31 protein-coding genes, 1 tRNA gene and 1 pseudogene are annotated in these 26,021 nt (G+C 70.5%); 15 read left to right on the forward strand and 18 right to left on the reverse strand.

The window, feature by feature from the left end:
• Window positions 1-36: 36 nt before the first annotated feature.
• On the reverse strand, window positions 37-774 hold the full coding sequence (locus tag HRJ34_RS20475; RefSeq protein ID WP_208632251.1) for a hypothetical protein: 738 nt from the start codon (window positions 772-774) through the stop codon (window positions 37-39).
• 10 nt (window positions 775-784) lie between these two features.
• A complete protein-coding gene (locus HRJ34_RS20480; RefSeq protein WP_012048770.1) occupies window positions 785-2,509 on the reverse strand; it encodes a fatty acyl-AMP ligase in 1,725 nt (574 codons plus the stop codon).
• A gap of 164 nt (window positions 2,510-2,673) precedes the next feature.
• Between HRJ34_RS20480 and HRJ34_RS20485 the strand changes: the two genes are divergently transcribed.
• From HRJ34_RS20485 to HRJ34_RS20510, 6 genes and pseudogenes are all read left to right on the forward strand, one after another.
• A complete protein-coding gene (locus tag HRJ34_RS20485) occupies window positions 2,674-3,201 on the forward strand; it encodes a regulatory protein RecX (RefSeq protein ID WP_404947152.1) in 528 nt (175 codons plus the stop codon).
• A gap of 111 nt (window positions 3,202-3,312) precedes the next feature.
• A complete protein-coding gene (locus HRJ34_RS20490; RefSeq protein WP_012048768.1) occupies window positions 3,313-3,909 on the forward strand; it encodes a cold-shock protein in 597 nt (198 codons plus the stop codon).
• A 2-nt stretch (window positions 3,910-3,911) separates the two neighbouring features.
• Entirely contained in the window at window positions 3,912-4,388 is a 477-nt protein-coding gene (locus tag HRJ34_RS20495; protein WP_208632253.1) for a DUF192 domain-containing protein, read from the forward strand.
• A 176-nt stretch (window positions 4,389-4,564) separates the two neighbouring features.
• Entirely contained in the window at window positions 4,565-4,948 is a 384-nt protein-coding gene (locus tag HRJ34_RS20500) for an NADH:ubiquinone oxidoreductase subunit NDUFA12 (RefSeq protein WP_012048766.1), read from the forward strand.
• A 3-nt stretch (window positions 4,949-4,951) separates the two neighbouring features.
• Entirely contained in the window at window positions 4,952-5,446 is a 495-nt protein-coding gene (gene mlaD / locus HRJ34_RS20505; protein ID WP_012048765.1) for an outer membrane lipid asymmetry maintenance protein MlaD, read from the forward strand.
• Window positions 5,447-5,688: 242 nt separating this feature from the next.
• A pseudogene (locus HRJ34_RS20510) lies at window positions 5,689-5,922 on the forward strand (DUF2155 domain-containing protein); the annotation flags it as partial.
• Between the two features lie 35 nt (window positions 5,923-5,957).
• Here HRJ34_RS20510 and aat read toward each other — a convergent pair.
• From aat to HRJ34_RS20565, 11 genes are all read right to left on the reverse strand, one after another.
• Window positions 5,958-6,704, reverse strand: a complete 747-nt coding sequence (gene aat / locus HRJ34_RS20515) for a leucyl/phenylalanyl-tRNA--protein transferase (protein WP_029995382.1) — start codon at window positions 6,702-6,704, stop codon at window positions 5,958-5,960.
• Between the two features lie 72 nt (window positions 6,705-6,776).
• Window positions 6,777-7,160: a hypothetical protein gene (locus HRJ34_RS20520; RefSeq protein WP_012048763.1), complete on the reverse strand. Its 384-nt coding sequence runs from the start codon at window positions 7,158-7,160 to the stop codon at window positions 6,777-6,779.
• 83 nt (window positions 7,161-7,243) lie between these two features.
• A complete protein-coding gene (locus HRJ34_RS20525; protein WP_016744981.1) occupies window positions 7,244-7,642 on the reverse strand; it encodes a hypothetical protein in 399 nt (132 codons plus the stop codon).
• A gap of 29 nt (window positions 7,643-7,671) precedes the next feature.
• Window positions 7,672-8,229: a demethoxyubiquinone hydroxylase family protein gene (locus HRJ34_RS20530; protein WP_208632254.1), complete on the reverse strand. Its 558-nt coding sequence runs from the start codon at window positions 8,227-8,229 to the stop codon at window positions 7,672-7,674.
• Window positions 8,226-8,699, reverse strand: coding sequence for a disulfide bond formation protein B (locus tag HRJ34_RS20535; RefSeq protein ID WP_016744979.1), 474 nt, complete (start codon window positions 8,697-8,699; stop codon window positions 8,226-8,228). The genes HRJ34_RS20530 and HRJ34_RS20535 overlap by 4 nt, the downstream gene beginning before the upstream one ends.
• Before the next feature lie 180 nt (window positions 8,700-8,879).
• Window positions 8,880-10,229: a S41 family peptidase gene (locus tag HRJ34_RS20540; RefSeq protein WP_012048759.1), complete on the reverse strand. Its 1,350-nt coding sequence runs from the start codon at window positions 10,227-10,229 to the stop codon at window positions 8,880-8,882.
• A gap of 135 nt (window positions 10,230-10,364) precedes the next feature.
• Entirely contained in the window at window positions 10,365-11,528 is a 1,164-nt protein-coding gene (locus tag HRJ34_RS20545) for a murein hydrolase activator EnvC family protein (RefSeq protein WP_226948872.1), read from the reverse strand.
• Between the two features lie 179 nt (window positions 11,529-11,707).
• A complete protein-coding gene (locus tag HRJ34_RS20550) occupies window positions 11,708-12,130 on the reverse strand; it encodes a 23S rRNA (pseudouridine(1915)-N(3))-methyltransferase RlmH (protein ID WP_012048757.1) in 423 nt (140 codons plus the stop codon).
• Between the two features lie 35 nt (window positions 12,131-12,165).
• Entirely contained in the window at window positions 12,166-12,555 is a 390-nt protein-coding gene (gene rsfS / locus HRJ34_RS20555) for a ribosome silencing factor (protein WP_029548644.1), read from the reverse strand.
• Window positions 12,556-12,581: 26 nt separating this feature from the next.
• On the reverse strand, window positions 12,582-13,214 hold the full coding sequence (locus tag HRJ34_RS20560) for a nicotinate-nucleotide adenylyltransferase (RefSeq protein ID WP_208632255.1): 633 nt from the start codon (window positions 13,212-13,214) through the stop codon (window positions 12,582-12,584).
• 148 nt (window positions 13,215-13,362) lie between these two features.
• Window positions 13,363-13,818, reverse strand: coding sequence for a hypothetical protein (locus HRJ34_RS20565; RefSeq protein WP_016745061.1), 456 nt, complete (start codon window positions 13,816-13,818; stop codon window positions 13,363-13,365).
• Window positions 13,819-13,918: 100 nt separating this feature from the next.
• Between HRJ34_RS20565 and HRJ34_RS20570 the strand changes: the two genes are divergently transcribed.
• The gene (locus tag HRJ34_RS20570; RefSeq protein WP_029548645.1) at window positions 13,919-14,542 is read left to right on the forward strand and encodes a LolA family protein; all 624 of its coding nucleotides are present in this window, start codon (window positions 13,919-13,921) and stop codon (window positions 14,540-14,542) included.
• A 248-nt stretch (window positions 14,543-14,790) separates the two neighbouring features.
• Here the strand turns inward: HRJ34_RS20570 and HRJ34_RS20575 are convergent, their stop codons facing one another.
• On the reverse strand, window positions 14,791-15,147 hold the full coding sequence (locus HRJ34_RS20575) for a response regulator (protein ID WP_012048752.1): 357 nt from the start codon (window positions 15,145-15,147) through the stop codon (window positions 14,791-14,793).
• A gap of 194 nt (window positions 15,148-15,341) precedes the next feature.
• On the opposite strand from HRJ34_RS20575, the gene HRJ34_RS20580 reads away from it, so the two are divergent.
• The 3 genes from HRJ34_RS20580 to HRJ34_RS20590 are packed head-to-tail and all read left to right on the forward strand — an operon-like array spanning window position 15,342 to window position 18,251.
• Window positions 15,342-16,169, forward strand: a complete 828-nt coding sequence (locus HRJ34_RS20580) for a chromate resistance protein ChrB domain-containing protein (RefSeq protein ID WP_012048751.1) — start codon at window positions 15,342-15,344, stop codon at window positions 16,167-16,169.
• Entirely contained in the window at window positions 16,166-17,563 is a 1,398-nt protein-coding gene (gene chrA, locus HRJ34_RS20585) for a chromate efflux transporter (RefSeq protein ID WP_208632256.1), read from the forward strand. The genes HRJ34_RS20580 and chrA overlap by 4 nt, the downstream gene beginning before the upstream one ends.
• 19 nt (window positions 17,564-17,582) lie before the next feature.
• Window positions 17,583-18,251, forward strand: coding sequence for a superoxide dismutase (locus HRJ34_RS20590; RefSeq protein ID WP_226948873.1), 669 nt, complete (start codon window positions 17,583-17,585; stop codon window positions 18,249-18,251).
• Between the two features lie 28 nt (window positions 18,252-18,279).
• Here the strand turns inward: HRJ34_RS20590 and HRJ34_RS20595 are convergent.
• The 3 genes from HRJ34_RS20595 to ppa all read right to left on the reverse strand — a co-directional run bounded on the left by HRJ34_RS20595 (window position 18,280) and on the right by ppa (window position 20,473).
• Window positions 18,280-18,356: transfer RNA gene (locus HRJ34_RS20595), tRNA-Pro, on the reverse strand.
• Between the two features lie 151 nt (window positions 18,357-18,507).
• Entirely contained in the window at window positions 18,508-19,764 is a 1,257-nt protein-coding gene (locus HRJ34_RS20600; RefSeq protein ID WP_208632258.1) for an MFS transporter, read from the reverse strand.
• A gap of 169 nt (window positions 19,765-19,933) precedes the next feature.
• The gene (ppa, locus tag HRJ34_RS20605) at window positions 19,934-20,473 is read right to left on the reverse strand and encodes an inorganic diphosphatase (RefSeq protein WP_012048744.1); all 540 of its coding nucleotides are present in this window, start codon (window positions 20,471-20,473) and stop codon (window positions 19,934-19,936) included.
• Window positions 20,474-20,683: 210 nt separating this feature from the next.
• On the opposite strand from ppa, the gene hisS reads away from it, so the two are divergent.
• The 4 genes from hisS (at window position 20,684) to HRJ34_RS20625 (ending at window position 24,939) form a co-directional block, all read left to right on the forward strand.
• On the forward strand, window positions 20,684-21,931 hold the full coding sequence (hisS, locus tag HRJ34_RS20610) for a histidine--tRNA ligase (RefSeq protein ID WP_208632259.1): 1,248 nt from the start codon (window positions 20,684-20,686) through the stop codon (window positions 21,929-21,931).
• 4 nt (window positions 21,932-21,935) lie between these two features.
• A complete protein-coding gene (gene prfA / locus HRJ34_RS20615) occupies window positions 21,936-23,018 on the forward strand; it encodes a peptide chain release factor 1 (protein ID WP_208632260.1) in 1,083 nt (360 codons plus the stop codon).
• Window positions 23,011-23,835 (forward strand): peptide chain release factor N(5)-glutamine methyltransferase, encoded by an 825-nt coding sequence (gene prmC, locus HRJ34_RS20620; RefSeq protein WP_208632261.1) that lies wholly within the window; start codon window positions 23,011-23,013, stop codon window positions 23,833-23,835. Before prfA ends, prmC begins: the two co-directional genes overlap by 8 nt.
• Window positions 23,836-24,129: 294 nt before the next feature.
• Window positions 24,130-24,939: a DUF4167 domain-containing protein gene (locus HRJ34_RS20625; RefSeq protein WP_012048740.1), complete on the forward strand. Its 810-nt coding sequence runs from the start codon at window positions 24,130-24,132 to the stop codon at window positions 24,937-24,939.
• An 86-nt stretch (window positions 24,940-25,025) separates the two neighbouring features.
• On the opposite strand, the gene HRJ34_RS20630 is transcribed toward HRJ34_RS20625, so the two are convergent.
• A complete protein-coding gene (locus HRJ34_RS20630) occupies window positions 25,026-25,340 on the reverse strand; it encodes a hypothetical protein (protein WP_049771232.1) in 315 nt (104 codons plus the stop codon).
• A 123-nt stretch (window positions 25,341-25,463) separates the two neighbouring features.
• Here HRJ34_RS20630 and HRJ34_RS20635 point away from each other — a divergent pair, with 123 nt between their 5' ends.
• Window positions 25,464-25,916: a CBS domain-containing protein gene (locus HRJ34_RS20635; RefSeq protein ID WP_016746757.1), complete on the forward strand. Its 453-nt coding sequence runs from the start codon at window positions 25,464-25,466 to the stop codon at window positions 25,914-25,916.
• The last annotated feature ends 105 nt before the right edge of the window (window positions 25,917-26,021 follow it).

Here is a 26,021-nt window from a genome sequence, read left to right on the forward strand (position 1 = left end):
CCGACATCCGCCGCCCGTCACTTCGCGAACTGCCTGTCACTTCGCGAACTGTATGCCGGGCTGGTCGATATCCCACCAGGCGCCGCCGGCGCCGTTGGTGCGGAAGGCGATCGGGATGGCGAGGCGGTGGCTGCACGGCTCGAAGGTCCACAGCTCGGTCCACGATCCCTTCAGGCGGATGCCGTACTGGCTGGGGCCGAGATCGGGGCTGGTGCCGGTGACGCGCACCCCGGTCGGCGTCAGCTCCCTGGGCGCGCATTGCGGGTCCTCGGCATGCAGGCGCTGCGACGCGGCGGCGACCGTGGCGCGCAGCGCCTCGCGCGACAGCGTCGGCCAGGCGAGGCTCTCGCCCTGGCCGGCGAAGACGCCGTCGAGGGTCGCCCCGTCGGCCATGCGCAGCAGCAGCACGCGGATCGGGTCGGCGGGCGGGCAGTCGTCGAGCCTGACCGACGCGATCCAGCCATTCTCGATCCGGCCGGCGGCGATCATCGCGGCGATCATGCCGTCGAGCGTCACCGGCTCGAGCTTGCCGATGCTGATCTTCTTCGGCTGGCAGCGGCCGCGCACCTTGGCGTCGACCATCACGGCGTTGCCGACCGCGCGCGCCAGCGCCTCGCCGTCGGGCAGCGGCTTGCGGTTGATCGCCTCGACGTCGCGGCGGAACTGGTCGGGGTCGCCGAGCGGATCGAGCGGCGCGGCGAGGGCGGATGCCCCGGCCGACAGCGCCAGCAGCGCGGCCGCCCATGTCCGGAGGCGCGCGCTTCGCCGGATCATGTCGGCCGGATCATGCGGCGATGTCGTAGCCCTGGATCTCGCCCGACAGATAGAGGTTGCGCGCCTTGGCGCGGCTCAGCTTGCCCGAGCTGGTCTTGGGCAGGGTGCGCGGCGGCACCAGCTCGACCACGCAGTGCATGCCGGTGATCGCGCGGACCTTCTCGCGGATCTGGTCGCGCAGCCGGGCGCGCTCCTCGGGGTCGGAGGTGCGGCACTGGACGAGCACGGCGGGGGTCTCCTCGCCGCCCGGGGTGGTGATCGCGAAGGCGGCGATGTCGCCGGCCTTGAAGCCGGGAAGCTGCTCCACCGCCCACTCGATGTCCTGCGGCCAGTGGTTCTTGCCGTTGATGATGATCATGTCCTTGGCGCGGCCGACGATGTAGATATAGCCGTCGGACATATAGGCCATGTCGCCGGTGTCGAGCCAGCCGTCGACCATGCAGGCGTCGGTCGCCTCCTCGTCGCGGAAATAGCCGGTCATGATCGACGGGCCCTTGGCCCACAGCTTGCCGATCATCTTGTCGGGCAGCGGCGATCCGTCGTCGTCGCGAATCTCGACCGTCATGTCGCGCACCGGCTTGCCGCAATTGACGATCGCGCGGAAGCGGCGCGGCCGGTCCTTGCTGTGGTCGCCGCCCGAAAGCTGGGTCTCCTCGACCAGCTCGACGACGATGCCCTCGCCCGGCGGCATGATCGAGACGGCGAGCGTCGCCTCGGCCAGGCCGTAGCTCGGCAGGAAGGCGGTCGCCTTGAAGCCGGCCTCGGCGAAGGCGTCGACGAAGGACTGCATCACGTCGGGGCGGATCATGTCGGCGCCGTTGCCGGCGAGCCGCCAGCGCGACAGGTCGAAGCGGTCCGACGCCTTGGTCTGGCTCGACATGCGGCGCGCGCAGATGTCGTAGCCGAAGGTCGGCGAATAGCTGATCGAGGTGCCCTCGTTGCGACTGATCAGGTCGAGCCAGGCGAGCGGGCGGCGGGCGAAGTCCTCGGTCTTCAGATAGTCGACCGACACCTGGTTGGCGATCGGCGACAGGAAGCAGCCGACCAGCCCCATGTCGTGATACCAGGGCAGCCAGCTGATGCAGCGGTCCTGCGGTTCGAGCAGCATGCCGTGGCTGTGCGCGGCGAGGTTGTTGAGCAGCGCGCGGTGGGTGACGGCGACGCCGTGCGGGAAGCGGGTCGATCCGCTCGAATATTGCAGATAGGCGATGTCGTCGGGCGACGCCTGCGGCAGGATCGCGTCGACCGCCTCGCGCGCCTCGAACGCCTCGTAGCTCAGCGCCTTCACCCCGCGCAGCGCGGCGGCGGCGGTCGCCATCTCGGCCAGTTCCTCGGGGAAGAAGAGCAGCGTCGGGTCCGAGCTGCCGAGCTGGACGGCGAGCTGGTCGATATAGCTGTCCTTGCCGCCGAACGAGGTCGGCAGCGGCAGCGGCACCGGCCAGGCGCCGGCATAGACCGCGCCGAAGAACAGCGCGGCGAAATGGGTTCCCGTCTCGGCGATCAGGGCGATGCGGTCGCCGGGGCGCACCCCAGCCGCGACCAGCCGGCCGGCATTGGCCAGCGCCTCGGCGCGCAGCTCGGCGAAGGGATAGGGGCGCGTCAGCGTGCCGCGGGCGTCATGGAAATTCAGCCCCCGCGTGCCGGTCGCGGCATAGTCGAGGGCCGCGCCCAGCGTATCGAAATCGGAGAAACGGCGCGGCAGCGCGTCGGCTGTCGGCGTCGGCACCAATGCCATTATCGGTCAGATCCTTCGTTCATTCGCGGCCATTCCCACCCGATCCAGCATCGCCGCACCCTTGCGGCGACGCCGGCCAGCCAACAGGCAGCCTCGTTCAGTGCGCCACATCTTGCCGAGCGGCGCGTTCAAAATCCGGCCCGACTGTGGCACAATCATGGCGCATGCCCCATGAAGTTGCCAAAGCCTTGCCGCCCTATGACGCCGCGACCCTCGAACGCGCCGCGCTCGACTATGCCGCGCGCTACGCGACGACGCGGGCGAAACTGACCGCCTATCTGCGCCGCAAGCTGCGCGAGCGCGGCTGGGACGGCGACGGCCCGGCCCCGGTCGAGGCGCTGGTCGCGCGCTTCGCCGAGCGCGGCTATGTCGACGACCGCGCCTTTGCCTCGGCCCGGGCCGAGGCGCTGCTGCGGCGCGGCTATGGCGCGCGGCGGATCGGCAGCGCGCTGCGTGCCGCCGGGATCGACGCCGAGACGGCCGAGGGGCTGCGCGAGCGGATCGACGGCGACGCCGAGGCGGCGGCGCTGCGCTACGCCCGGCGCAAGCGGATCGGGCCGTTCGCCGCGCGCCCCGCCGACCCCGCCGAGAAACGCCGCTGGATCGCCGCGATGGCGCGCGCGGGCCATCCGATCGAGCTGGTGTTGCGCCTGCTCCAGGTTGATCCTGACGAGGTAGGGGTTGAACCGTGACGCAGAACGCGCAATGGCAAGGGTTTGGGGCGCGGCACCGGATTCGGAAGCGCTTCGTTTCAACGGCGCTCTATGATAGAAGCTGACGCCAGGGCTGCGGGTGACAGGGCGATGAATGAGAAGTCTGTTGCGTCTGTAACGTTGCGCGACGTCAGCGTGGACAGCGGGCAGGAATGCGTGTCGCCGGCTGCCGGCGAACCCGCCGAGACCGTCGTGGGCGCGGTGAAATGGTTCGACGCCACCCGCGGGTTCGGTTTCATCGCCACCGATGGTGATCGCGGCGACGTGCTCGTCCATTTTTCCGTGCTGCGCGACCATGGCCGCCGGACCCTGCCCGAAGGCGCGCGCATCGCGTGCGAGGTGGTGGCGCGCGACCGCGGCCTGCAGGCGCGCCGCATCCTCGCGATCGACCTGTCGACCGCGACCGGCCCCGATCCCGACCTGATCGCCAAGCGCAACGCCGACCGCGTCGATCCGACCCAGCTGGTCGACCAGGCGGGCGAGCCCGAGCCGGTCATCGTCAAATGGTTCAACCGCCTGAAGGGCTATGGCTTCCTCGTCCGCGACGGCGAGACCCAGGACATCTTCATCCATATGGAGACGGTCCGCCGCGCCGGCCTGCCCGACCTTCTTCCCGAGACGCGGATGAAGGCGCGCATCGCCGAGGGCCGCAAGGGCCCGCTGGCGGTCGAGCTGATCACCGACTGACGATGGTCGCGCCGCTGCGGCTGATCGGCGCGTTCGGCGCCCTGTCCTTCGCGCTCGCGGGCTGCGCGCCGACCGCCGCCGGCTCGCCGCCGGCCGCCGAGACGCAGGCGACCGTCCCGCTGACCATCCACACCGCGCGCGGCAAGCTGGCTTATGCGGTCGAGGTCGCCTCCACCCCGCAGCAGCAGGCGCGCGGGCTGATGTACCGCACCAGCCTGCCCGACCATGGCGGGATGATCTTCCCGATGTCGCCGCCGCGCGAGGCGAGCTTCTGGATGAAGAACACCTACATCCCGCTCGACATGATCTTCATCCGCGCCGACGGCACGATCGCCCGCATCGCCGCCAACACGGTGCCCGAGGACCTGACCCCGGTGGGATCGGGCGAGCCGGTCGCCGCCGTGCTCGAGATCGTCGGCGGCGGCGCGGCCGCCAACGGGATCGCCGAAGGCGATCGGGTGGAGTGGAAGAAGAAGTAGGATCGTTTGTTTTTTTGCGGTGGAACGGGACGCGCCAGCGTCCCGCAAGGCCGAACGGCCGCCCGAGCTTATGCGAGGAAAGCCAAGTGCGCGGATGCGCACGCCGGCGCTTGAGGCCAATCGAACACCCCACAAACACTTGCGCCCTCTAGGGCGCAAGGGCTAAGCGGACAGCCATGCTCAAGAAGATCTTCACCTGGTGGGACGGCGCCACGATCGGCACGCTGCTGTTCAGCAAGCTCAACGGCACGCGGATCGGCGAGGATGCGCTCGGCAACGTCTATTTCGAGGGCGGCCGCACCACCGACGGCCGGCCGCGCCGCTGGGTCATCTATTCCGGGTCGAACGACGCCAGCCGGGTTCCGGCGGAATGGCACGGCTGGCTGCACCACAGCACCGACCTGACCCCCGACCAGCTTCCGGCGCCGCGCGCCTGGCAGAAGCCGGCCGAACCGAACCTGACCGGGACCGAGGCGGCCTATCGGCCGGCCGGCGCGCTCGAGCGGGGCGGCGTCCGCGCCGCCGCGACCGGCGATTATGAGGCATGGAGCCCGAACTGAGCCATGAAGTCGCTGTTGCGTGAGAATATCGGCGAGGCGCTCGTCGGACTGTTCGTCGTCCTGTTCGCGGCCTGGTTCGTCTGGTTCGCCTGGGGCGCCACCGGCGGCGGCGCCAAGGCCGGCGCGATCCACGTCACCGCGCTCTTCCCCAACAGCACCGGCATCAACGTCGGCAGCGAGGTCCGCGTCGCCGGCATGAAGATCGGCACCGTCACCAGCCAGGCGCTCGATCCGCAGAGCTTCCAGGTCAAGACCACGCTCGCGCTCGATCCCAAGGTCAAGCTGCCCGCCGACAGCAGCGCGGCGATCACCTCCGAGGGCTTTCTCGGCGCGACCTTCGTCTCGCTGATCCCGGGCGGCGACACCGTCCCGCTCAAGGACGGCGACACCATCGCCGACACCCAGGGCGCGATGGACCTGATGAGCATGGTCGGCCAGTTCATCAACAAGTCGGGCGGCGCGGCCGCCGGCGGGGCCGAAGAGGCGCCCAAGCCGTGAGGCGCATCCTGCTGGGCGCGGTCGCGCTCGGCGGCCTCGCGACCTTTGGCGCGTGGCAGGCGATCAGCCAGCAGCAGGTCCCGGTCGAGGCGATCCCGTCGGACGAGCAGGCCGGCGCGCCCGCTTTGGCGCCGAGCGGCGACACCGAGAGCGAATCGGCCAACGCCAACACCCCCGCGGCGGCGCCGACGCCCGTCGTCGAGAAGATCCCCGACAAGCCGCTCGTCACCGAAGGCACGCCGATGGGCGAGCGGGTGGCGGTGCTCGGCCTGCTCAACAAGCGCAACGGCGAATCGCGCGACGTCACCCTGCGGCCGGGTCAGGCGATCCGGATCGGCGACGTCGTCCTGCGCCTGCGCGCCTGCGAGACGACCGCCCCCTGGGAGGATCAGAAGCTGACCGGCGCCTTCGTCCAGACCGACGTGCGCGGCCGCGACGGCGCCTGGCGGCGGGTCTTCTCGGGCTGGCTGTTCAAGGAATCGCCGTCGCTCAACGCGGTCGAGGACCCGGTCTACGACGTCTGGCCCAAGAGCTGCACGATGGTGCATCCCGATATCGGCCCCGACACGGTGCGCGTGTCGGGATCGGTCGCGCCGCCGTCGAGCGCGAAGAAGTCGGGCGCCGACCAGCCCGCCGCGGCCCCCGCGACCGCGACGCCGCCGGCCGCTCCCGCCCCGGCGACCACGCCCAGCGCGACGTCCAGCAACGCGACATAATCGTCGCGGCTCACCTCGATCGCGCCGAGCGACTGGAGGTGATCGGTGATGAACTGGCAGTCGAGCAGCCGGAAGCCGCCGACCCGGAGCCGCGCGACCAGCCAGGCGAGCGCGACCTTCGACGCGTTGCTCTCGCGGCTGAACATGCTCTCGCCGAAAAAGGCGCCGCCCAGCCGCACGCCGTAGAGCCCGCCGACCAGCCGCCCCTCGCGCCAGCACTCGATCGAATGGGCGTGGCCGCGGCGGTGGAGGTCGGCATAGGCGGCCTCGATCGCCGGGTTGATCCAGGTGTCGGGCCGCTGGCTGGTGACCGCCGCGCATTCCGCGACGACCTCGCCGAACGCCCGGTCGGCGGTGACGGCGAAGCGGTCCGAGCGGATCGTCTTGGCGAGCGAGCGCGACAGGCGGAAATGGTCGAGCGGCAGGATGCCGCGCTTCTTCGGCTCGACCCAGTAGACGTCGTCGGCGGCACGGCTGTCGGCCATCGGGAAGACCCCGATCGAATAGGCTCTCAGCAGCAGGTCGGGATCGATCGCCTTCATCGATATGCTCTCGCCGAAACTATAGCCGATCGGCGGAAAAGCGGAAGGGTTCGACCATGTGGCCGAAGGGGGTCACTCGCCCCGTTTCATCGCCTCGCGCTCGGCGCGCGCGGCCTCCAGGAACTGGCGCATGCAGCCGGTCTGGCCGTTGCTGCCGTTGGGCGAGCAGCTGTTGGGCAGGCCCTGCTTGCTGACCATGTCGAAGGTCCGGGTGCGCTCGACCCAGCTCTGGGTGACCTCGTCGGCCTTGGGCTTCTTCCGCAGCGCCTTGGGGATGCGATAGCGCTCGCTCTCGGGCTGGCGGGCGCAGACGATGATCTCCTCGTCCGAGCTGCGCGGGCAGGGATCGTCGCCGAACACGACCAGCGTGCTCATGCGCGGCGGCGGCGCCTCGGCCTTGGGGGCGGCAAGCGCGGGCGCCGCGAGCAGCAGCGCGATCGGGAGCAGAAGCTTCATGGCGACAGCTAACGCGCGAGACGCTTTCGGGGTGCTGAATGGCGCGGAGGCCGCCTGGGAAAAGAGAAGGACGCCGGGAGACGTCAGAACTTGATCCCGCACTTCTTGCCGTCGGCCTTGTCCTCGTCGCAGGCCTTGCGGGCGAGCTGGCGGAAGCAGCCCGATGCGCCGCCGGCGCCGCTGGTCGAGCAGCTCTGCGCGCCGCTGCGGCCGACATATTCGAGGCTCGACGCGCGGTCGCTCCAATTGTCGTTGCGCGGCTCGGTGCGGCGAAGCTGCTCGGGGATGCGGTAGCGTTCCCCTTCGGGCATGCGCTGGCAGACGACGATCTCGTCGCCGTTGCTGGTCGGGCAGGGGTCGGTGCCGAAGATGGTCAGCACGCGCTGGGTCCGCTGCGCCTGGGCGGGCATGGCGAAGGGCGCGGCGGCGGCGATGGCGGCCAGGACAGCGAGCGCCGGCGGGAGCAAACGGTGGGTCGTCATCGGCGCGATTCCTTGGCTGTGGTCGCCCATTATATGTGGCGCGAAAGCCCGATGGCAATGCGGCAGCCGAGCCGGATCGCGCCCGACAGCAGCGGATAGGCCGGGGCCTGTTCGGCGCCCGCGGCGATCGCGGCGTCGCGATGCTCGACCTCCTCGGCGCGGAACTCCTCGATCGTCGCGCTGAGTTCGGGATCGCCGTCGCCGATCTGCTCGATCTGCTCGCGATAATGGCGGTCGATTTCGGTCTCGATCGCGGCGGTGCAGGCCATCGCCGCCTTGGGCCCGATCAGCGCGGTGGCCGCGCCCAGCGCGAAGCCCGCGACGTTCCACAGCGGCTGCAGCGCGGTCGGCCGCACCCCGCGCTCGGCGGTCATCCGGTCGAACACCGCGCGGTGGCGCGCCTCCTGGTCCGCCATGCGCGCGATCGCGCGGGCGTCGGCCGATCGCTGGCCCATCACCGCGAGCTGCCCGGCATAGATGCGCGTCGCGCCATATTCGCCGGCCTGGTCGACGCGGAGCATCGCCGCGCGCTGTTGCGCGTTGGCGACCGCCGAAGACGCCGCGCGCTGTTTCTCATCCGCGCTCATGGCTTGCGCTTCCACAGCGCGATGGCGCCGAGCCCGCCGAGGATCGAGAAGATCGCGTTGAAGCCGGCGAGCGAGATGCCGAACAGCGTCCATTGCGGCACGTCGCACTGGATCATCGGCGTCGCCATGATCTGGGCGAGCAGATCGCCCTCCGACCCGCCGCTGGGCGGGGCCGAGCAGCGGGTGATGCCCTGCCACCAATGATATTCGACGCCGGCATGGAAGACGCCGATCGCGCCGCTGATCAGGATCGCGACGATCGCCAGGGCGAGGACGATCCGCCCCGATCGCTTGTCGCCGAGCGGGAAGGCGAACAGCGCCAGCGCGATCGCCGCCTCGTGCGGCCAGCGCTGCCAATGGCACATCTCGCAGGGGAAGAGCCCGCCGATGAACTGCGAGCCGAGCGCCCCTAGCATCAGCGCCGAAGGCAGGAGGAGCGCGGTGAGCCGCGCCTGGGCGAAACCGGTCATGGGGGCGGGTATAGCCGAACCCCCCTCCCTTTCAGGGGAGGGGCGGGGGGTGGGTGGCGACCCTGAACGTGATTCAGGGGAGCCTTGCCCGGTCGTCCCAGGGAACTCCGCCGAGGGGCGTCGAGCCCCGTCTCCGTGACCCACTGACCCCTCCCTTGCAGGGAGGGGAAATCATGTGGCTTACCGCGCCCCGCTCTTGGCGCCGGCCAGGGCGGTGCGGAGCGGCGGGTGGGCCATGCGGGCGATCGCCTTCACCGCATAGTCGAGCTGGAAGTCGTCGATCCCCTGCTTCTTCAGCGCCTCGGAGGTGAACTGGAAGCGCGGATCGGGCTTGCCGTCGTCCTCGAGCACCTTGTCGTCGATCTTCGCCTCGTTGATCAGGTGGCGGCGCAGGTCGGCCTCGCGCAGGCGCGGGCGGTCCTTGTAGTCGGGGTCGCTGAGCTGCGGCACGAGGATGTCGGGCTTGATCCCGCCCTCCTGCACCGACTTGCCCGACGGCGTGTAGTAGCGCGCCGTGGTCAGCTTGAGCGCGGTGTCGTCGGACAGTTCGAGCACGGTCTGGACCGAGCCCTTGCCGAAGGTCCGCTCGCCCATCACCAGCGCGCGCTTCTGGTCCTGCAGCGCGCCCGCGACGATCTCCGCCGCCGAGGCGGAGCCGGCGTCGACCAGCACGATCATCGGCAGGCCGTGGGCCAGGTCGGGCGGGCTCGCCGTCGCGTAGCGGCGCTCGATGTCGTTCTTCTCGCGCCCGCGCTGCGAGACGATCTCGCCGCGGTCGAGGAAGATGTCGGACACGTCGATCGCCTGGTCGAGCAGGCCGCCGGGGTTCGAGCGCAGGTCGATCACATAGCCGAGCGGGTCGTGGCCCAGCGACTTCTGGATGCCGGCGATCGCCGCGCGCACCGAATCGCCGGTGTTGGCGTTGACGAAGGTGTTGATGTTGATGATGCCGACCTGGTCCTTGACCTCCCACTTGACCGGCTTGAGCTGGATCAGCTCGCGGGTCAGCGAGACGTCGAACGGCTTGTCGCGGCCGGGGCGGACGACGGTGATCAGGATCTTGGTGCCGGGCTTGCCGCGCATCTGGTCGACCGCCTCGTCGAGCGTGCCGCCGTAGAGCAGCTTGCCGTCGAGATGGGTGATGTAGTCGCCGGTCTTGAGGCCGGCCTTGGCCGCGGGGGTGTCCTCCTGCGCGGTCATGATCTTGACCGCGCCGTCCTCCATCGTGACCGACAGGCCGAGGCCGCCATAGGCGCCCTGCGTCTGGGTGCGCATGTTCTGCCGGTCGCGCGCGTCGAGATAGGAGCTGTGCGGATCGAGGCTGGCGAGCATGCCGTCGATCGCGCCCTTGATCAGGGTGCGGTCGTCGACCTTGTCGACATAGTCCGAGCGGACCCGCTCGAACACGCTCATGAACTGGTCGAGTTCCTTGTAGGTGCCGACGTCGACCGCGCCGATCGCGGGGGCGAGGGTGGCAATCATGGCACCGGCGCCGAACAGGCCGATGGAACGCAACAGGGTCTTCGTCATCAAATCAGCCCGCTCCAAACAAGCCGCCATCGTACAGGTTTTTGCCGGGCCGCGAAATAGGCGCCTGTCCGGCTTCGACCATCGGACAAGATGGTTGGCCGGGCGCGGCGGTTCAATGGCTGCCCCGGCGGCGGCTCATCCGCGCGTCAGCAGCGGCAGGATGTCGATCGGCCGCCCTTCGTGGCGCAGCTCGACCGTGACGCGCGGATTTCCGCCGCCCGCGACGCCCAGCGGGCTGCCCTGGATCACCGCCGCGCCGACCTTGGCGCCGACCCGGCCGAGCCCGGTGATCAGCGTCGACCAGCCATTGTCATGATCGATGATGACGATCCCGGCATAGCTGCGGAACGGCCCGGCGAAGGCGATCCGGCCGTCGGCGGGCGAAACGATCTGCGCGCCGCGCGCCGCCGCCAGGGTCAGCCCGCGCGCGCGGACGCCCGAGTCGGACAGCTCGCCCATCCCCGAGACGAGCCGGCCGCGCACCGGCAGCCGATAGGGCGGCGGCGCCTGCGCGATCGCCGACAGGCGGGCCAGCTCGGACGGCGGCGGCGGCGCGGCGCGGCCGGGCAGCGGCGGGCGCAGGCGCGGACCCGGCAGGCTGGCGAGGCGGGCGCGGACGTCGGACTGCTCGCCCAGCTCATCGATGAGCTGGGCGATGTCCTTCGCCTTCTCGCCCATCGCGATCATCCGGTCCTGCTCGGCCATCGCGTCGTCGACCAGCCCCTGCGAGCGGCGGCGCTGGTCGGCTTCGAGCCGGGCGAGCGCGGTGCGGCGGATGCGAAGCTGGTCCTGCTCGCGGCGCAGGTCGGCGACCGCCAGCCCGGCCGAGCGGCGCAGCGCGTCGCCGCGCGCGACCTCGGCGCGAAGCCCCGCGGTACGGGCGCGGATCGCGGGCAGCGCCGATCCCAGCAGGGCGCGGACATGGACCAGGTCGTCGACCGACCCGGGCTGGACCAGCGCCAGCGCGGCGGGGCGGCGCGCCATCGTCTGGAGCGCCGCGGTCAGCCGCACGATCGGCCCCTGCCGCTCGGCGAGGCGGGCCCGCTGGCGCGCGCGCAGCCGGTCGACGATGCCGACCCGCGCCTCGGCGGCGGCGATCCGCGCCTCCGACGCCTGGATCGCGGCGGCGGCGGCGGCCTGCTCGGCGCGGGCGCGGTCGGCGGCGCGGGTCATCGCCTTCGCGCGATGTTCGAGATCGGCGGCGCGGCGTTCGGCGGCCGACGCGTCGCGCTTCGCGGCGGCGAGCGCGCGCTGCTGCTCGGCCACGCCGGGGTCGCGCGACAGGGCGAAGGCGGGCACGGCGAGGATTGTAGCGACCGCTACAATAATAAATCCTCCCCGGAACGGGGAGGGGGACCGTCCGAAGGATGGTGGAGGGGGCGACGGCGCAGCCGGCGCTGACGCGCCGCCCCTCCACCGGCTTCGCCGGTCCCCCTCCCCATGCATGGCATGGGGAGGAATGATGGAAAGCGGGGCCATCACCCTTCCCGGTGATAGGGGTGGCCGGCGAGGATGCTGGTCGCCCGCCAGAGCTGTTCGGCGAGCATCGCGCGGGCGAGCAGGTGGGGCCAGGTCGCCTTGCCGAAGGCGAACAGCAGGTCGGCCTCGCGGCGCTGCGCCTCGTCGAAGCCGTCGGCGGCGCCGATCAGGAAGCGGACCTCGCGCCGGCCGTCGTCACGCCAGCGGCCGAGCTTCTCGGCGAAGGCCATCGAGCCGAGTTGCTCGCCCTTCTCGTCGAGCATGACGAGCACGGTGCCGGGATCGCGCGGCGGCAGGCGCCCGCCGCTGTCGGGCAGCTCGGTGATGCGGGTCGGCCAGCCGATCCGCTTGATGTAGCGGTCGACCAGATCGGCCTCGGGACCCCGGCCGATCCTGCCCCGCGCGACGATGTGCAGCAGCAATGTGGTTCAGGGCCTCCCCGCCGCTGCTCCGTGGATCAGCCCTGGACCGCGACGGGCGCGGGCGCGTCGCCGAAATTCCACATCCGCTCGAGATTGTAGAAGCTGCGGACCTCGGGGCGGAACAGGTGGACGATCACGTCGCCCGCGTCGATCAGCACCCAGTCGGCCGTCGGCAGGCCCTCGATCCGGACCGTGCGGCCCGTCTCGCTCTTGATCCGGTCGGCCAGCTTGGTCGCCATCGAGGCGACCTGTCGGGTCGAACGGCCCGATGCGATCACCATATGATCGGCGATCGACGATTTGCCCGCGAGCGGGATCGAGACGGTCTCGATCGCCTGGTCGTCGTCGAGCGATTTCAGCACAAGCTGGTGCAGCTTGTCCGAAGGGTCGGCATCCCTGGCGGCAGAGGCGTCTCTGGGCCTGATGCTGTCGGTGGCGGTCAATGTACCTCCTAGGGCAGCGGCCGGCGCGTCAACCTGTCGCGCAAGCCTGTGTTGTTGTGGGAAAGGTGCCAGCCTGGGTCCTTGGCCCGGAGCCGCGTTGCGGAACCGCGATCAGGATAGAAGTGCAGCAGCACGAGGGCCGGCGGTCTCCAGCTCGTCCAGTCTTTCGCCTTGGCCGCGGGCCGGACGAAATGCCGCAGCCAGCCCATCGCCCTCGAAGCGCGGGCGCCGTCATCATAACCCGGACGGGCGACGACGGCAATGACCACCCTGCGCGCGATGCCGCGCCAGTCCTGCCAGCGGTCGAACTGGGCGAGATTGTCGGCTCCCATGATCCAGACGAAGCGGCGCTTCGGGTAGCGGCGGACCAGCGCGCGCAGCGTGTCGGCGGTGTAGCGCGTGCCGAGCCGCGCCTCGATCGCGGTCGGCCGGATCGGCGCGCGCCGCGCCATCCGGGCGGCCGAGGCGTAGCGCGCGGCGAGCGGGGCCATGTCGGAGGCGGCGGCCTTGAGCGGATTGCCGGGCGACACCAGCCACCACATCTCCTCCAGCCCGAGCGCCTCGATCGCGAACAGGCTGATGTGGCGGTGGCTGAAATGCGCCGGGTTGAAGCTGCCGCCGAGCAGGCCGGTGGGGGTCATCGCGCCGCTCTAGCCGGTGCGAAGGGGAAGCGGAAGAGCATCGCTTTCTCCTCGTCACCCCGGCGGAGGCCGGGGTCTCGGGAGAGGGGAGAGAAGCTGGTCGCAAGAGCCTCCCGAGATCCCGGCCTCCGCCGGGATGACGCGGGAGCTAAAAGGGCAGCACCGCCTTGTACGCCTCCAGCCCCGGCTTGCCCGGCCGGGCCGCGCCCTGGCCGAGGAGGAAGGCGTCGGCGACGATCTCGGCCTGCTGCTCGATGCCGTAGCGGGCGAAGGGCTTGCCCGGCCTTAATGTATAGACATAGCGGCAGAAGGGATGGCGCATCAGCGGCAGGTACCAGCGGCCGCCGCGCTGCGCCTGCCAGACATGGGTCATCTCATGGACGAACAGCGCCTGCATCGACAGCGACGCGCCGGCATAGCAGTCGCGCCACAGCGGGCCGGCGGGGTGGCACCAGAGATGGCCGTCGGGCGCCATCAGCACGTTCCTCGGCTGGAGCGGCCACCAGCGGGCGCGGCGGATCGTGACGCGGCCGATGTCGATCGCGGCCCCGAACATCGATCGGACGAGCGCCCCTTCGGCGTCGGTCAGCGGTCTCCCGTTCATCGGGCGATACCTATAGCGGAGGCGCGCTTCATTCCCAATTCAGCGGCGCTTGGGCATAAGGGCCGCCGAAACGACCGATATCGAAATCGACAGGAGCCGCATGCGCCCGCTTTTCCCTTCCCTTGCCGCCGCCCTGGTCGCGCCCGCCGCGATCGTCATGGCCGCCCCCGCCATGGCGCAGACCGCCTCGCTCGACGAGGTCGCCGCCCATCTGCGCGGGATCACGACGATGACGGCCGACTTCGTCCAGACCGACCGCAACGGCAAGTCGCTGTCGGGCATGCTGACCCTGCGCCAGCCGGGCAAGGTCCGCTTCGAATATCAGAAGGGCGTGCCGCTGCTGATCGTCGGCGACGGCAGGGCGCTGACGATGATCGACTATTCGGTGCGGCAGGTGTCGCGCTGGCCGGTCGGCAACTCGCCGCTGTCGGTGCTGATCGACCCGCGCCGCGACATGAGCCGCTTCGCCAAGGTGGTGCCGTCGACCATCCCCGGCACGATCACCGTCGAGGCGCGCGACGGCAAGCATCCCGAGTTCGGGACGATCACGATCGTCTTCGCCAAGGGCGCGGGGCCGGGCGGCCTCGCGCTCCAGGGGTGGACCGTGCTCGACGCGCAGAACGGCCGCTCGACCGTGCGGCTGACGAATCAGCGCTTCGGGGTGGCCATTTCCGACAAAGCGTTCAAATGGGACGACCCACGCCCGAAGGGCCCCCGGAATTAGTCCCGTCGTTCATAAAGGCGACAGGTTGAACCCCCTAAAAGTCTCCTCAGCGGTCGTGATCTTCTCGGGATTCCCCCCTGTTGCTCGAGAAACCAATCACGCCCCGCCTGCGTGACGAACGCCAGGTAGGCCCTCGCTCCCCGCCCCCGGAGCGGGGGCCATTCCTTTTGGGGGTTTTGCGGGCGCCTTGCGAAAAGTGGCTTGGACGATCCCTCGCCGGTCATCCCGGCTTTCGCTGGGCGGAAACCCTAGTTCTGCACCATCCGCGCCAGTTCGGCGACGGTGAAGGGTTTCTGCAGGAAGGCCATGTCCTGTCCGAGCCCGGCCGGGGCGGGGTGGCCCGAGGCGATCACCACGCGGAGCTGCCGGTTCTTCTCCAGCGCCGCGCGGGCGACCGACAGGCCGTCGGAGCCCAGGCCCCCCGCGTCCAGCGCCATGTCGGCGAGGATGACGTCGAGGCTGGCCGTGTCGATCGCGTCGCGCGCGGCCTCGGCCGACGCGGCGGTCAACACGACGAAGCCCAGATCCTCCAACATCTCCCGCAACATGTGGTTGAGCATGAGATCATCCTCGACCACCAGGATACGCCCCGCAACCATCCCCATGACGCAACGCCTCCAACACTCCGCCCGTAACGCGCGAATGCGCCGGAGGGTCCAGCCCGGGCCCATCATTTTTCCGCGGTCCGGCCCGCGTTGACTCGGCCGGCGTTTCGGGGAATGAAAGGGGCATGGGGAATGCGATAGCCCCACGAGGCGGCATGCCGAAATATCGCGTCCGACTTTCGTAGGGACGCTCCATGCCTGCACTGAACAGCATTTCCGTCGACCGTCTCGCGCGCCTCATCGGCACGCCGTCCTGTCCCGCTCTCATCGACCTGCGCGCCGGCATCGGCGACGATCGGCTGATCCCCGGATCGATCCCCCGCCGCGCGGCGGAGGTGTCGGAATGGGGCGGGGGCCTCGCCGGCCGGGCGGCCGTGATCATCGACGAGGATGGCGGGCCGCTGAGCGAAGGCGTCGCCGCCTGGCTGCGGAGCGACGGCATCGCCGCCGAGATATTGGGAGGCGGGCATGCCGCCTGGCGGAACGCCGGGCAGCCGCTGGTCCGCACCGGCCGCCTGCCGTCCCGCCAGGCGGACGGCCGGACGCTGTGGGTGACCCGCGCGCGGCCGAAGGTCGACCGGATCGCCTGCCCCTGGCTGATCCGCCGCTTCGTCGATCCCGGCGCCCGCTTCCTGTTCGTGGTGCCGGGGGAGGTGATGGCGGTGGCCGAGCGTCTCGACGCCACGCCGTTCGATTTCCAGCATGACGCCGTGTTCTGGAGCCATCGCGGCGAGCGCTGCACCTTCGACGTGATGGTCGAGGAATTCGGCCTGGGCGCGTTGCCGGCGCTCGCCTATCTCGCCGAGATCGTGCGCGGCGCCGACACCGGGCGGCCGGACCTGGTTCCCGAGGCCGCCGGGCTGGTCGCGTTGTCGCTGGGCCTGTCGCGGCTGCACGCCGACGACGACCGGCAGCTGGAGGCCGGCCTGCCGATCTACGACGCGCTCTATCGCTGGTGCCGCGACGCGCGGGCGGAGACGCACGACTGGGATGCCCACAAGCCGCGGGAGGCGCGCCCATGAGGGCCGCCGCCGTGCCGGCCGCCCCGATCGCCCGCCCCGCCCCGGTGACCCTCGAAGAGGCATGCCGGGTCTGGGCGAAGATCGCGTTGCTGTCGTTCGGGGGGCCGGCCGGCCAGATCGCGGTGATGCACCGCGTGCTGGTCGAGGAGAAGCGCTGGATCGGCGAGCACCGGTTCCTGCATGCGCTGAACTATTGCATGCTGCTGCCCGGCCCCGAGGCGCAGCAGCTCGCCACCTATATCGGCTGGCTGCTCCACGAGCGGCGCGGCGGGGTGATGGCGGGGCTGCTGTTCATCCTGCCCGGCGTCGTGTCGATCATGGCGCTGAGTTGGATCTATGTCCTCTACGGCGCGCTCGGCATCATCGCCGCGCTGTTCTTCGGCCTCAAGGCCGCCGTGCTCGCCATCGTGGTGCAGGCGGTGCTGCGGATCGCCGGCCGGGCGCTGAAGAACCCGGTCATGGTGGCGATCGCCGCCGCCGCCTTCGTCGCCCTGTTCTTCTTCGCGGTGCCGTTCCCCGTCGTGGTGATCGGCGCCGGCGCGATCGGCTTCGTCGGCGGGCGGCGCGGCACGGCGGCCTTCGCGGTCGGCGGCGGCCACAAGGCCTCGGCCGGCGCGATCGTCGCGGACGCGGACACGCTGCTGGGCGAGGAACTGCCCGCCCATGCCGTGCCGACGCTCGCCCGGACATTGCTCGACGCGTTCGTCTGGCTGGCGCTGTGGCTGGTTCCGGTGGCGCTGCTGCTCGTCCTGCTCGGCCGGGGCGACGTCTTCTCGCAGATCGCGGTCTTCTTCTCGTCGATGGCGATGGTGACGTTCGGCGGCGCCTATGCGGTGCTGTCCTATGTCGCGCAGGAGGCGGTGCAGACCTATCACTGGCTGCAGCCGCGCGAGATGCTCGACGGCCTCGGCATGGCGGAGACGACGCCCGGCCCGCTCATCATGGTGGTGCAGTTCGTCGGCTTCCTCGGCGCCTATCGGGAGGCGACGGGGATGCCGCCGCTGCTCGCCGCGACGCTGGGCGGCCTGCTCGCGACCTGGGTGACCTTCGCCCCCTGCTTCCTGTGGATATTCCTCGGCGCGCCGTTCATCGAACGGATGCGGAGCAACCGGGCGATGGCCGGCGCGCTGTCCGCGATCACGGCGGCGGTGGTCGGGGTGATCCTCAACCTCGCCATCTGGTTCGCCATCCACACGCTGTTCCGGCAGACCGCCCGGCTGGCCGCCGGCCCGCTCGCGGTCGACCTGCCGGTGCCGGCGAGCATCGACATCTGGGCGGCGCTGCTGTGCCTCGCGGCGATCGTCGCGATGTTCCGGTTGCGGCTGGGCGTGACCGCGACGCTGGCGATGACCTCGGCGGCGGGCGTCGCGCTGCATCTCTTCGCCGTGATCTAAGGAGGGCTTTCGCATGTCGATGAATCGCAGAACCCTGATGGCGGCGACCGTCGCCGCCGGCGCGGCCGCCGGCCTGCCCGCGCTGGCGCAGCCGCCGGCCGATGCGTTCGCGCCCCAGCCCTTGCCGTTCGATCCGAACGCCATTCCCGGCCTGTCGGCGAAATTGCTGACCAGCCACCACGACAATAATTATGTCGGCGCGGTGAAGCGGCTCGGCGCGATCCGGCAGGCGTTCGCCGCCCTCGACCCGGCCGCCGCGCCGGGTTTCTCGATCAACGGCCTGAAGCGCGAGGAGTTGATCGCCTGGAACTCGATGATCCTGCACGAGCTCTATTTCGCCGGCCTGGGACGGCCGACCCGGCCGGGCGCGAAGCTGGCCGCCGCGATCGAGCGGGACTTCGGCAGCCATGGCCGTTGGGCGGCCGAGTTCGTCGCGATGGGCAAGGCGCTGGGCGGCGGATCGGGCTGGGTGCTGCTGATGTGGAGCAACCGCGACCGGCGCCTCGTCAACCAGTGGGCGGCCGATCATATGGCGACCCTGGCGGGCGGCACGCCGCTGCTGGCGCTCGACATGTACGAACATGCCTATGCCATCGACTATGGGGCGAAGGCGGCGGCTTATGTGGACGCTTACATGGCGGCGGTCGACTGGTCGCAGGCGGACCACATGTTCGCGCGCCTGACGTAAGGGTCGATCGCCGCATCGCTGGAAAAGATGGTCGGGGAGAGAGGATTCGAACCTCCGGCCCCTGCCTCCCGAAGACAGTGCTCTACCAGGCTGAGCTACTCCCCGACGGAGATCCGGTCGTTTTTTCGGCCTCGGGAGCCGACCGGATTGAGCCAAGTCGGGGCCCTATAGGGGGCGCCCCGATTCCATGCAAGGGGCTGTTTTCGACTTTTTCGGCGGAAGCCGGCCGGCGCTCCCCCCATGCCCTTTCCCTGCTTCAATGCGCGAGGGCCGGCGCCCTGCGGCCGAGGCCCATCGCGGCGAAGGCGGCGAGCACGCCGAACGCGCCGGCGATGACGAAGGCGAGCAGGTAGCTGCCCGTCTGCTCGCGGATCAGGCCCGCGCCGAAGGCGGCGACGGCGGCGCCGATCTGGTGGCCGGTCATCACCCAGCCGAAGATGATCGGCGCCTTCGCCTCGCCGAAATGGCGGTTGGCCAGCGCCATCGTCGGCGGCACCGTCGCGATCCAGTCGAGCCCGTAGAAGACCGCGAAGAGCAGCAGGCCGGTCGGCTGGAAGTCGATCGCCGGCAACGCCATCAGCGACAGGCCGCGCAGCGCATAATAGACGAACAGCAGCTTGCGCGGATCGTAGCGGTCGGTCAGCCAGCCCGAGGCGGTGGTGCCGATCAGGTCGAACAGCCCCATCAGCGACAGCAGCCCCGCCGCCTGCACTGGCGATATGCCGTTGTCGCCGCAATAGGCGATCAGATGGGTGCCGACGAGGCCGTTGGTGGTCAGCCCGCAGACGAAGAAGGTGCCGAACAGCAGCCAGAAGGCCGGGCTGCGCATCCCCTCGGCCAGGGTGGTGATCGCCAGCATCGCGCCGCGCCGGTTCTCGGCCGGGGGCAACGCGTCCGGCGATTCGCCATAGCGCCGGGCGCCGATCGCCGCCGGGCCGTCGGGCATCAGCAGCCAGACGACCGGGATCAGCGCGGCGGCGGCCAGCCCGACCGCGAGCGCCACCGGCGTCCAGGCGCCGTTGCGGGTCAGCCAGGCCATGGCGGGCAGGAAGATCAGCGATCCGGTCGCGGTGCTCGCGGTCAGCAGGCCGATCATCAGCCCGCGTCGCGTCGCGAACCAGCGGTTGACCACGGTCGCGCCGAGCACCGGGGCGATCGCGCCGCTGCCGACGCCCGAGATCACCCCCCAGCTCAGCACATAATGCCAGCTCTCGGTCATCCACAGGCTGGCGAGGCTCGACGCCGCCATCAGCACGAGGCCGCCGATCATCGTCCGGCGGATGCCGATCGACTGCATCAGCGCGGCGGCGAAGGGCCCGGTCAGGCCGTAGAGGAAGATGCCGACCGCCGCGGCGAAGGAGATGGTCGCGCGGTCCCAGCCGAAGTGCGCTTCGAGCGGCAGGATCAGCACGCTCGGCGCCGATCGCAGCGCCGCCGCGACCAGGAGCGCGAGGAAGGTGACCGCTATGACGATGAAGGCATAGCGCTGTCCGGTGGCGCGACGATGCAGCATGGCGCGACCGTACCGATCGGTACGTCGCTGCGCAAGGGGGGAGTTGGTGGCTGGGGAAGAGGGCCGTCATCCCGGCGAAAGCCGGGATCTCACTTCTCTGTCGACGCTATCGAAAAGGTAGTGAGATTCCAGCTTTCGCTGGAATGACGGTGAAGGAATCCGGGAAGGATCAGGCCGCCTTGGCCTGCTTCGCCCGGTCGATCGCCTCGAGCACGATGGTGCGCGCGTCGTCGGCGCCGCCCCAGGTGCCGATCCGCACCCACTTCTCGGCTTCGAGGTCCTTATAGTGGGTGAAGAAATGCTCGATCTGCTGCAGCACGATCTGCGGCAAGTCGTCGCGCTCGTTGACGTCGGTATAATAAGGGAAGGTGCTGTCGACCGGCACGCAGACGAGCTTCTCGTCGCCGCCATGCTCGTCCTCGAGGTTGAGCACCGCGATCGGGCGGGCTCGGACGACGCAGCCCGGCACGAAGGGCGAGCGCGCGACGACCAGCGCGTCGAGCGGATCGCCGTCGGGCGACAGCGTGTGCGGCACGAAGCCGTAGTTCGCCGGATAGCGCATCGGCGTGTGCAGGATGCGGTCGACGAACAATGCGCCCGACTTCTTGTCGAACTCATATTTCACGGGTTCGCCGCCCACCGGCACTTCGATGATGACGTTGAGGCTGTTGGGCGGATCGTCGCCCACGGGGATGAGGTCGATGTTCATGGCCGCGCCTTTATGCTGCACCGCATCGGATTCCAAGCGCCAATAGGGACGATATGGCGGTTTTCCGCGACGGAAATGCGTTCGCGCGCGCCAAGTCCCTGCAAGCCATGCTTTTACCATGATTTTCGCCCGTCCGCATCGCCCGCCGTCGCGGCCCCGGCGAATCGCAAAGCGCTTCCACCCCGGCCAAAGGGACGATAAGGGCGCGGCATGAGCAGGATCGAAACACCGCGCCCGATCCGGGGCACGCAGGATATGCTGGGCGAGCAGGCATTGCGCTTCGGCCATGTCGTCCAGACCTTCGACCGGGTCCGCCGCCTCTACGGCTTCGGCCGGGTCGAGGTGCCCGTGTTCGAGCCGACCGCGGTCTTCGCCCGCTCGCTGGGCGAGACGACCGACGTCGTCTCCAAGGAGATGTACAGCTTCGAGGACCGCGGCGGCGATTCGGTGACGCTGCGGCCCGAGTTCACCGCTGGCATCGCCCGCGCCTATCTGACCGAGGGCTGGCAGCAGCATGCGCCGCTCAAGGTCGCGACCCATGGCCCGCTGTTCCGCTACGAACGGCCGCAGAAGGGCCGTTACCGCCAGTTCCACCAGCTCGACGCCGAGGTGATCGGTGCCGCCGAGCCGCAGGCCGACATCGAGCTGCTGTGTATGGCCGACCAGTTGCTGCGCGAACTGGGCGTGGCGGACGGCGTGACGCTGACGCTCAACACGCTCGGCGACGGCGAGACGCGCGAGGCGTGGCGCGCCGCGCTGGTCGCGCATTTCGAGAAGCATCGCGGCGAGCTGAGCGAGGACAGCCTCGACCGGCTGGCCAGGAACCCGCTGCGCATCCTCGATTCGAAGGACCCGCGCGACCGCCCGGTCGCCGACGCCGCGCCCGAGATCGACGATTATCTGTCGGCCGAGGCGGGTGCCTTCTTCGCGGCGGTGACCAGCGGGCTCGACGCCGCCGGGGTCGCCTGGACGCGCAACGCGCGGCTGGTGCGCGGGCTCGATTATTATCGCCACACCGCCTTCGAGTTCGTCACCGACCGGCTCGGCGCGCAGGGCACGGTGCTGGGCGGCGGCCGCTATGACGGGCTGATCGAGACGCTGGGCGGGCCCGCCACCCCCGCGGTCGGCTGGGCGGCGGGGATCGAGCGGCTGGCGATGCTGATCGACCTGCCGGCGCCCGAGCGGATCGAGGTCGCGGTGGTGCCGATGGGCGAGGGCGCGCAGGCCTTCGCCGCCCGCGCGCTCGCCGATCTGCGCCGCGCCGGCATCGCCGCCGACATGGCCTATAAGGGCAATATGAAGCGGCGGATGCAGAAGGCCGACGCGAGCGGCGCGCGCTATGCGGTGATCATCGGCGACGACGAGGTCGCGCGCGGCGAGGTGTCGCTCAAGGACATGGCCGGGCAGACCCAGGCGCCGGTCGCGATCGACGGGCTCGTGGCGGCGATCCGGGGCTGACGCCATGGCAGGGATCACCTCGGCGCGGATCGCGCAGATCGAGGCTCGTCGCGACGAGTTGCAGGCGCTGATGGCGCGCGGCGACCTGCCGTCGGACCAGTTCGTCCAGCTGTCCAAGGACTATGCCGAGATCGAGCCGGTCGCCCAGGCGGCGGGCGAGGTGCGGCGGCTGCGCGCCGAGCTCGACGTGCTCAAGGGCATGGCCGAGGACGAGGCGGGCGACGCCGAGCTGCGCGCCATGGCGATCGAGGAGGCCGAGGAGATCCGCGCCCGGCTGCCCGAGGCGGAGCGCGCGCTGGCGCTGAAGCTGCTGCCGCGCGACGCCGCCGACGAGCGATCGGCGATGCTTGAGATCCGCGCCGGCACCGGCGGCGACGAGGCGGCGTTGTTCGCGGGCGACCTGTTCCGCATGTACCAGCGCTATGCCGAGGATCGCGGCTGGCGGGTCGAGCTGATCTCGGCGAGCGCGGCCGACCTCGGCGGCTACAAGGAGGTGGTGGCGAGCGTCACCGGCGCGGGGGTGTTCGCGCGGCTGAAGTTCGAGAGCGGCGTCCATCGCGTCCAGCGCGTGCCGGTCACCGAATCGGGCGGGCGCATCCACACCTCGGCGGCGACCGTCGCGGTGCTGCCCGAGGCCGAGGAGGTCGACGTCCATATCGACGACAAGGACCTGCGCATCGACGTCTACCGATCGTCGGGGCCGGGCGGCCAGTCGGTCAACACAACCGACAGCGCGGTCCGCATCACCCATCTGCCGACCGGCCTGGTCGTGATCCAGCAGGACGAGAAGTCGCAGCACAAGAACAAGGCCAAGGCGCTCAAGGTGCTGCGCACCCGCCTCTACGAGATGGAGCGCGAGCGGCTGGCGAACGAGCGGGCCGGCGCGCGCAAGTCGATGGTGGGGTCGGGCGATCGCTCCGAACGCATCCGCACCTATAATTTCCCGCAGGGACGGGTGACCGACCATCGCATCAACCTGACCCTCCACCGCCTGTCGGAGATTCTCGAAGGGCCGGGGCTCGACGACCTGGTCGGTGCGCTGATCGCCGAGGACGAGGCCGAGCGGCTCGCGCAACTGGATGGTTGAGAGCATCCGGGCGGCGCTGGTCCGGGGTGTGGCCGCGCTGTCCGCGACCAGCGAGACGGCGCGGCTCGATGCCGAATTGCTGATGGCGCATGCCTTGGGCGTGTCGCGCGACGCGATGCTGCTGGGCCGGCTCGACGATCCCGCGCCGGCGGGATTCGCGCCCCTGCTGGCGCGGCGCGTGGCGCATGAGCCGGTCGCCTATATTATCGGCGAGCGCGATTTCTGGACGATCAGCCTGAAGGTCGGCCCCGGCGTGCTGATCCCCCGCCCCGACAGCGAGACGCTGATCGAGGCGGCGGTCGGGCATTTCGGCGCGAAGGGGCCGGCGCGCATCCTCGACCTCGGCGTCGGATCGGGGGCGCTGCTGCTGGCGGCGCTGGCGCAATGGCCGGCGGCGAGCGGGATCGGCGTCGACCGGTCCGAGGCGGCGGCGGCGATCGCGCGCGACAATGCCGCGCGGCTGGGCCTCGCCGGCCGGGCCGAGATCCGGCTCGGCGACTGGGCGGAGGGGATCGACGAGCGCTTCGACCTGCTGCTGTGCAATCCGCCCTATGTCGAGAGCGGCGCGATCCTCGCGCCCGACGTGGCGGAGCATGAGCCGGCCTCGGCGCTGTTCGCGGGCCCCGACGGGCTCGACGACTATTGCCGGCTGGCGCCCATGATCGGCGGGCTGCTCGCCGCTGGGGGCCTCGCCGCGGTCGAAATCGGGGCGGAGCAGGGGGATGCGGTGATCGCGCTGTTCGCCCGTCACGGGCTGGCCGGATCGGTCCGCCGCGATCTTGCCGGGCGCGACCGGGCGATCCTCGTCCGCGCCTGAACCTTTTGTCGAAAGCCAGCATATTCCGCTTGGAAAATGCCGCGCGAGCCCCTACATCAGGTCCATGGACAGGGCTCGGGATGCCATTGCGCACCGGCCCGATGCTACGACCTCCAATGTCACGGACGCTTTTTCGGCGGCCTTGTCACATGGCGGATGCGGGCCTTGACCGGCCCGCGCCTTGGGGCGGCGTGCATCATAGGACGGTTTGGGGCAGAGCCCCGACAGGTTCCGGGGTGGTCCCGGAAATGGGAGTGGTGAACCGATACCACCAGTGACGAGGACATCGGAAAGTTGATCAATAATCGGCAGAACGGCCGCCGTCGCGGTCGTGGCGGTGGGTCGGGCGCGCCCCGGCCGAACGGTTCCAACGGCGGTCAGGATCGCGGCAACCGTATCGACAATCGCGCGCGCGGCAACGCGGCCCAGCTTCTCGAGAAGTACAAGGCGCTGGCGCGCGACGCCCAGATGCAGGGCGACCGGGTCAACACCGAATATTATCTGCAGTTCGCGGACCATTATTTCCGGGTGCTGAGCGAGAGCCGTTCGCGCTTCGAGGATCAGCAGCCGCGCCCGCGCCGCGACGAGTTCACCGGCGCCTCCGACGAGGAATATGGCGACGAGGGCGATCGGATCGGCGCCGACGAGCAGCAGCCCGCGCCGGCGCGAGCCGCCGGGCAGGAGCGCGGCTTCCATCGCCGCGACCGCGACGCCGAGCCGCGCCGCGAGCGTGAAGCGGAGGCCGAGGCGCCTGTCGCGGCTCCGACCCACGCCGATGGCGGGGATGAGGATCGCCGGCCCCGCCGGGGCCGCCCGCCGCGCGCCGAGCGTCCCGTCGACGCTCCGTCGGCCGCGCCCGAGCTGCCGCTGGCCCAGGCCGCGCCCGAGCCCGCCGCCGCGGAGGAGGAGCCCGCCGCGCCGGTCCGCCGCCGTGGCCGCCCGCCCAAGGCGAAGCCCGCCGAGGCGGCCGAGCAGATCGAGGTCGATCGCCTGCCCCCGTCGCTGACGCTGCAGGCGCCGGTCAATGACGGCGGCGAGGGCGACGAAGCCCCGCGTCCGCGCACCCGGACCCGCAAGCCGCGCGGCGAGACCGCGGCGGCCTGACCGGCGTCCCAGATAGCCGGCCATATGGCTGGAAAAACGAAAGGGCGGCCTTCGGGTCGCCCTTTTGCGTTCGGCCCCGGGGCCGTTCAGTCGCCGGAGCGCCTGTCGTCCTCGGGCTCGAAGCGGGCGACGTCCTCGTCATGGCCGGTGCCCGAGCTCATGAAGATCAGCGCCATCAGCGCGCCGGCGAGCAGCACCGACAGCGCGACCCCCGCGCTGGTCGCGATCACCACCGCGACCGTGAGCGGCGATCCGTCCATCCAGAGATAGAAGAGCGCGGCGGCGACGGCGAGCATCGCGGTCGCGATCACCCAGCGCATGATCCAGCGGAAACGGAGCCAGGCGCGGGCCGCCTGCTGGGGATCGGACAGGTGATTGCGGGGCTTCGTCATGGCTTCCATTTGGGGCGGAAAAGTGGGATCATCAACCCTGCCGGGACCCGGCGACATTCGGACCTCCGTTGCGGAACGGAAGACCCGGACCCGGCATTGACAGTCCAGGGCCATGCGGCCCCCGGACGAACCATGTTGGGGAAGGAGGCCGAGATGACGATTGCGGCGATTCTGCAGGACCGAGGCGAGAACAGCATCATCAGCGTGTCGCTGGACATGCCGGTGGTCGAGGCGCTTGCCTTGCTCGCGGACAAGCGGATCGGCGCGGTGCCGGTGATCGAACGGGAACAGGTTGTGGGGATCCTGTCCGAGCGCGACATGATCTATGGCATGCGGCGCGACGGAGCCGCCTTCCTCGATCGGCCGGTGCGCGAGGCGATGACCTCGCCGGTGATCACGGTGACGAGCGTGACCACGCCGCTCGAGGCGCTGGCGATGATGACGCGGCGCAGGATCCGCCACCTGCCGGTGGTCGACGACGGCGTGCTGGTCGGCTTCGTCTCGATCGGCGACCTGGTGAAGGCGCGGATGGAGCGGATCGAGCAGGAGGCGGCGGCGATGCGCGAGTATATCCAGACGGCCTGAGGTTGAGCCCGCGCGGCGCCTGAGCGATGCCCTCTCGTGATCGGTCGCGGACCGGGCACGATGGCAGGACAGGAAAAACGGGTCGTTCCAGTGACTTGTCGGGCG

Source organism: Rhizorhabdus wittichii, assembly GCF_017607425.1.
Taxonomy (GTDB): Bacteria; Pseudomonadota; Alphaproteobacteria; order Sphingomonadales; family Sphingomonadaceae; genus Rhizorhabdus; species Rhizorhabdus wittichii.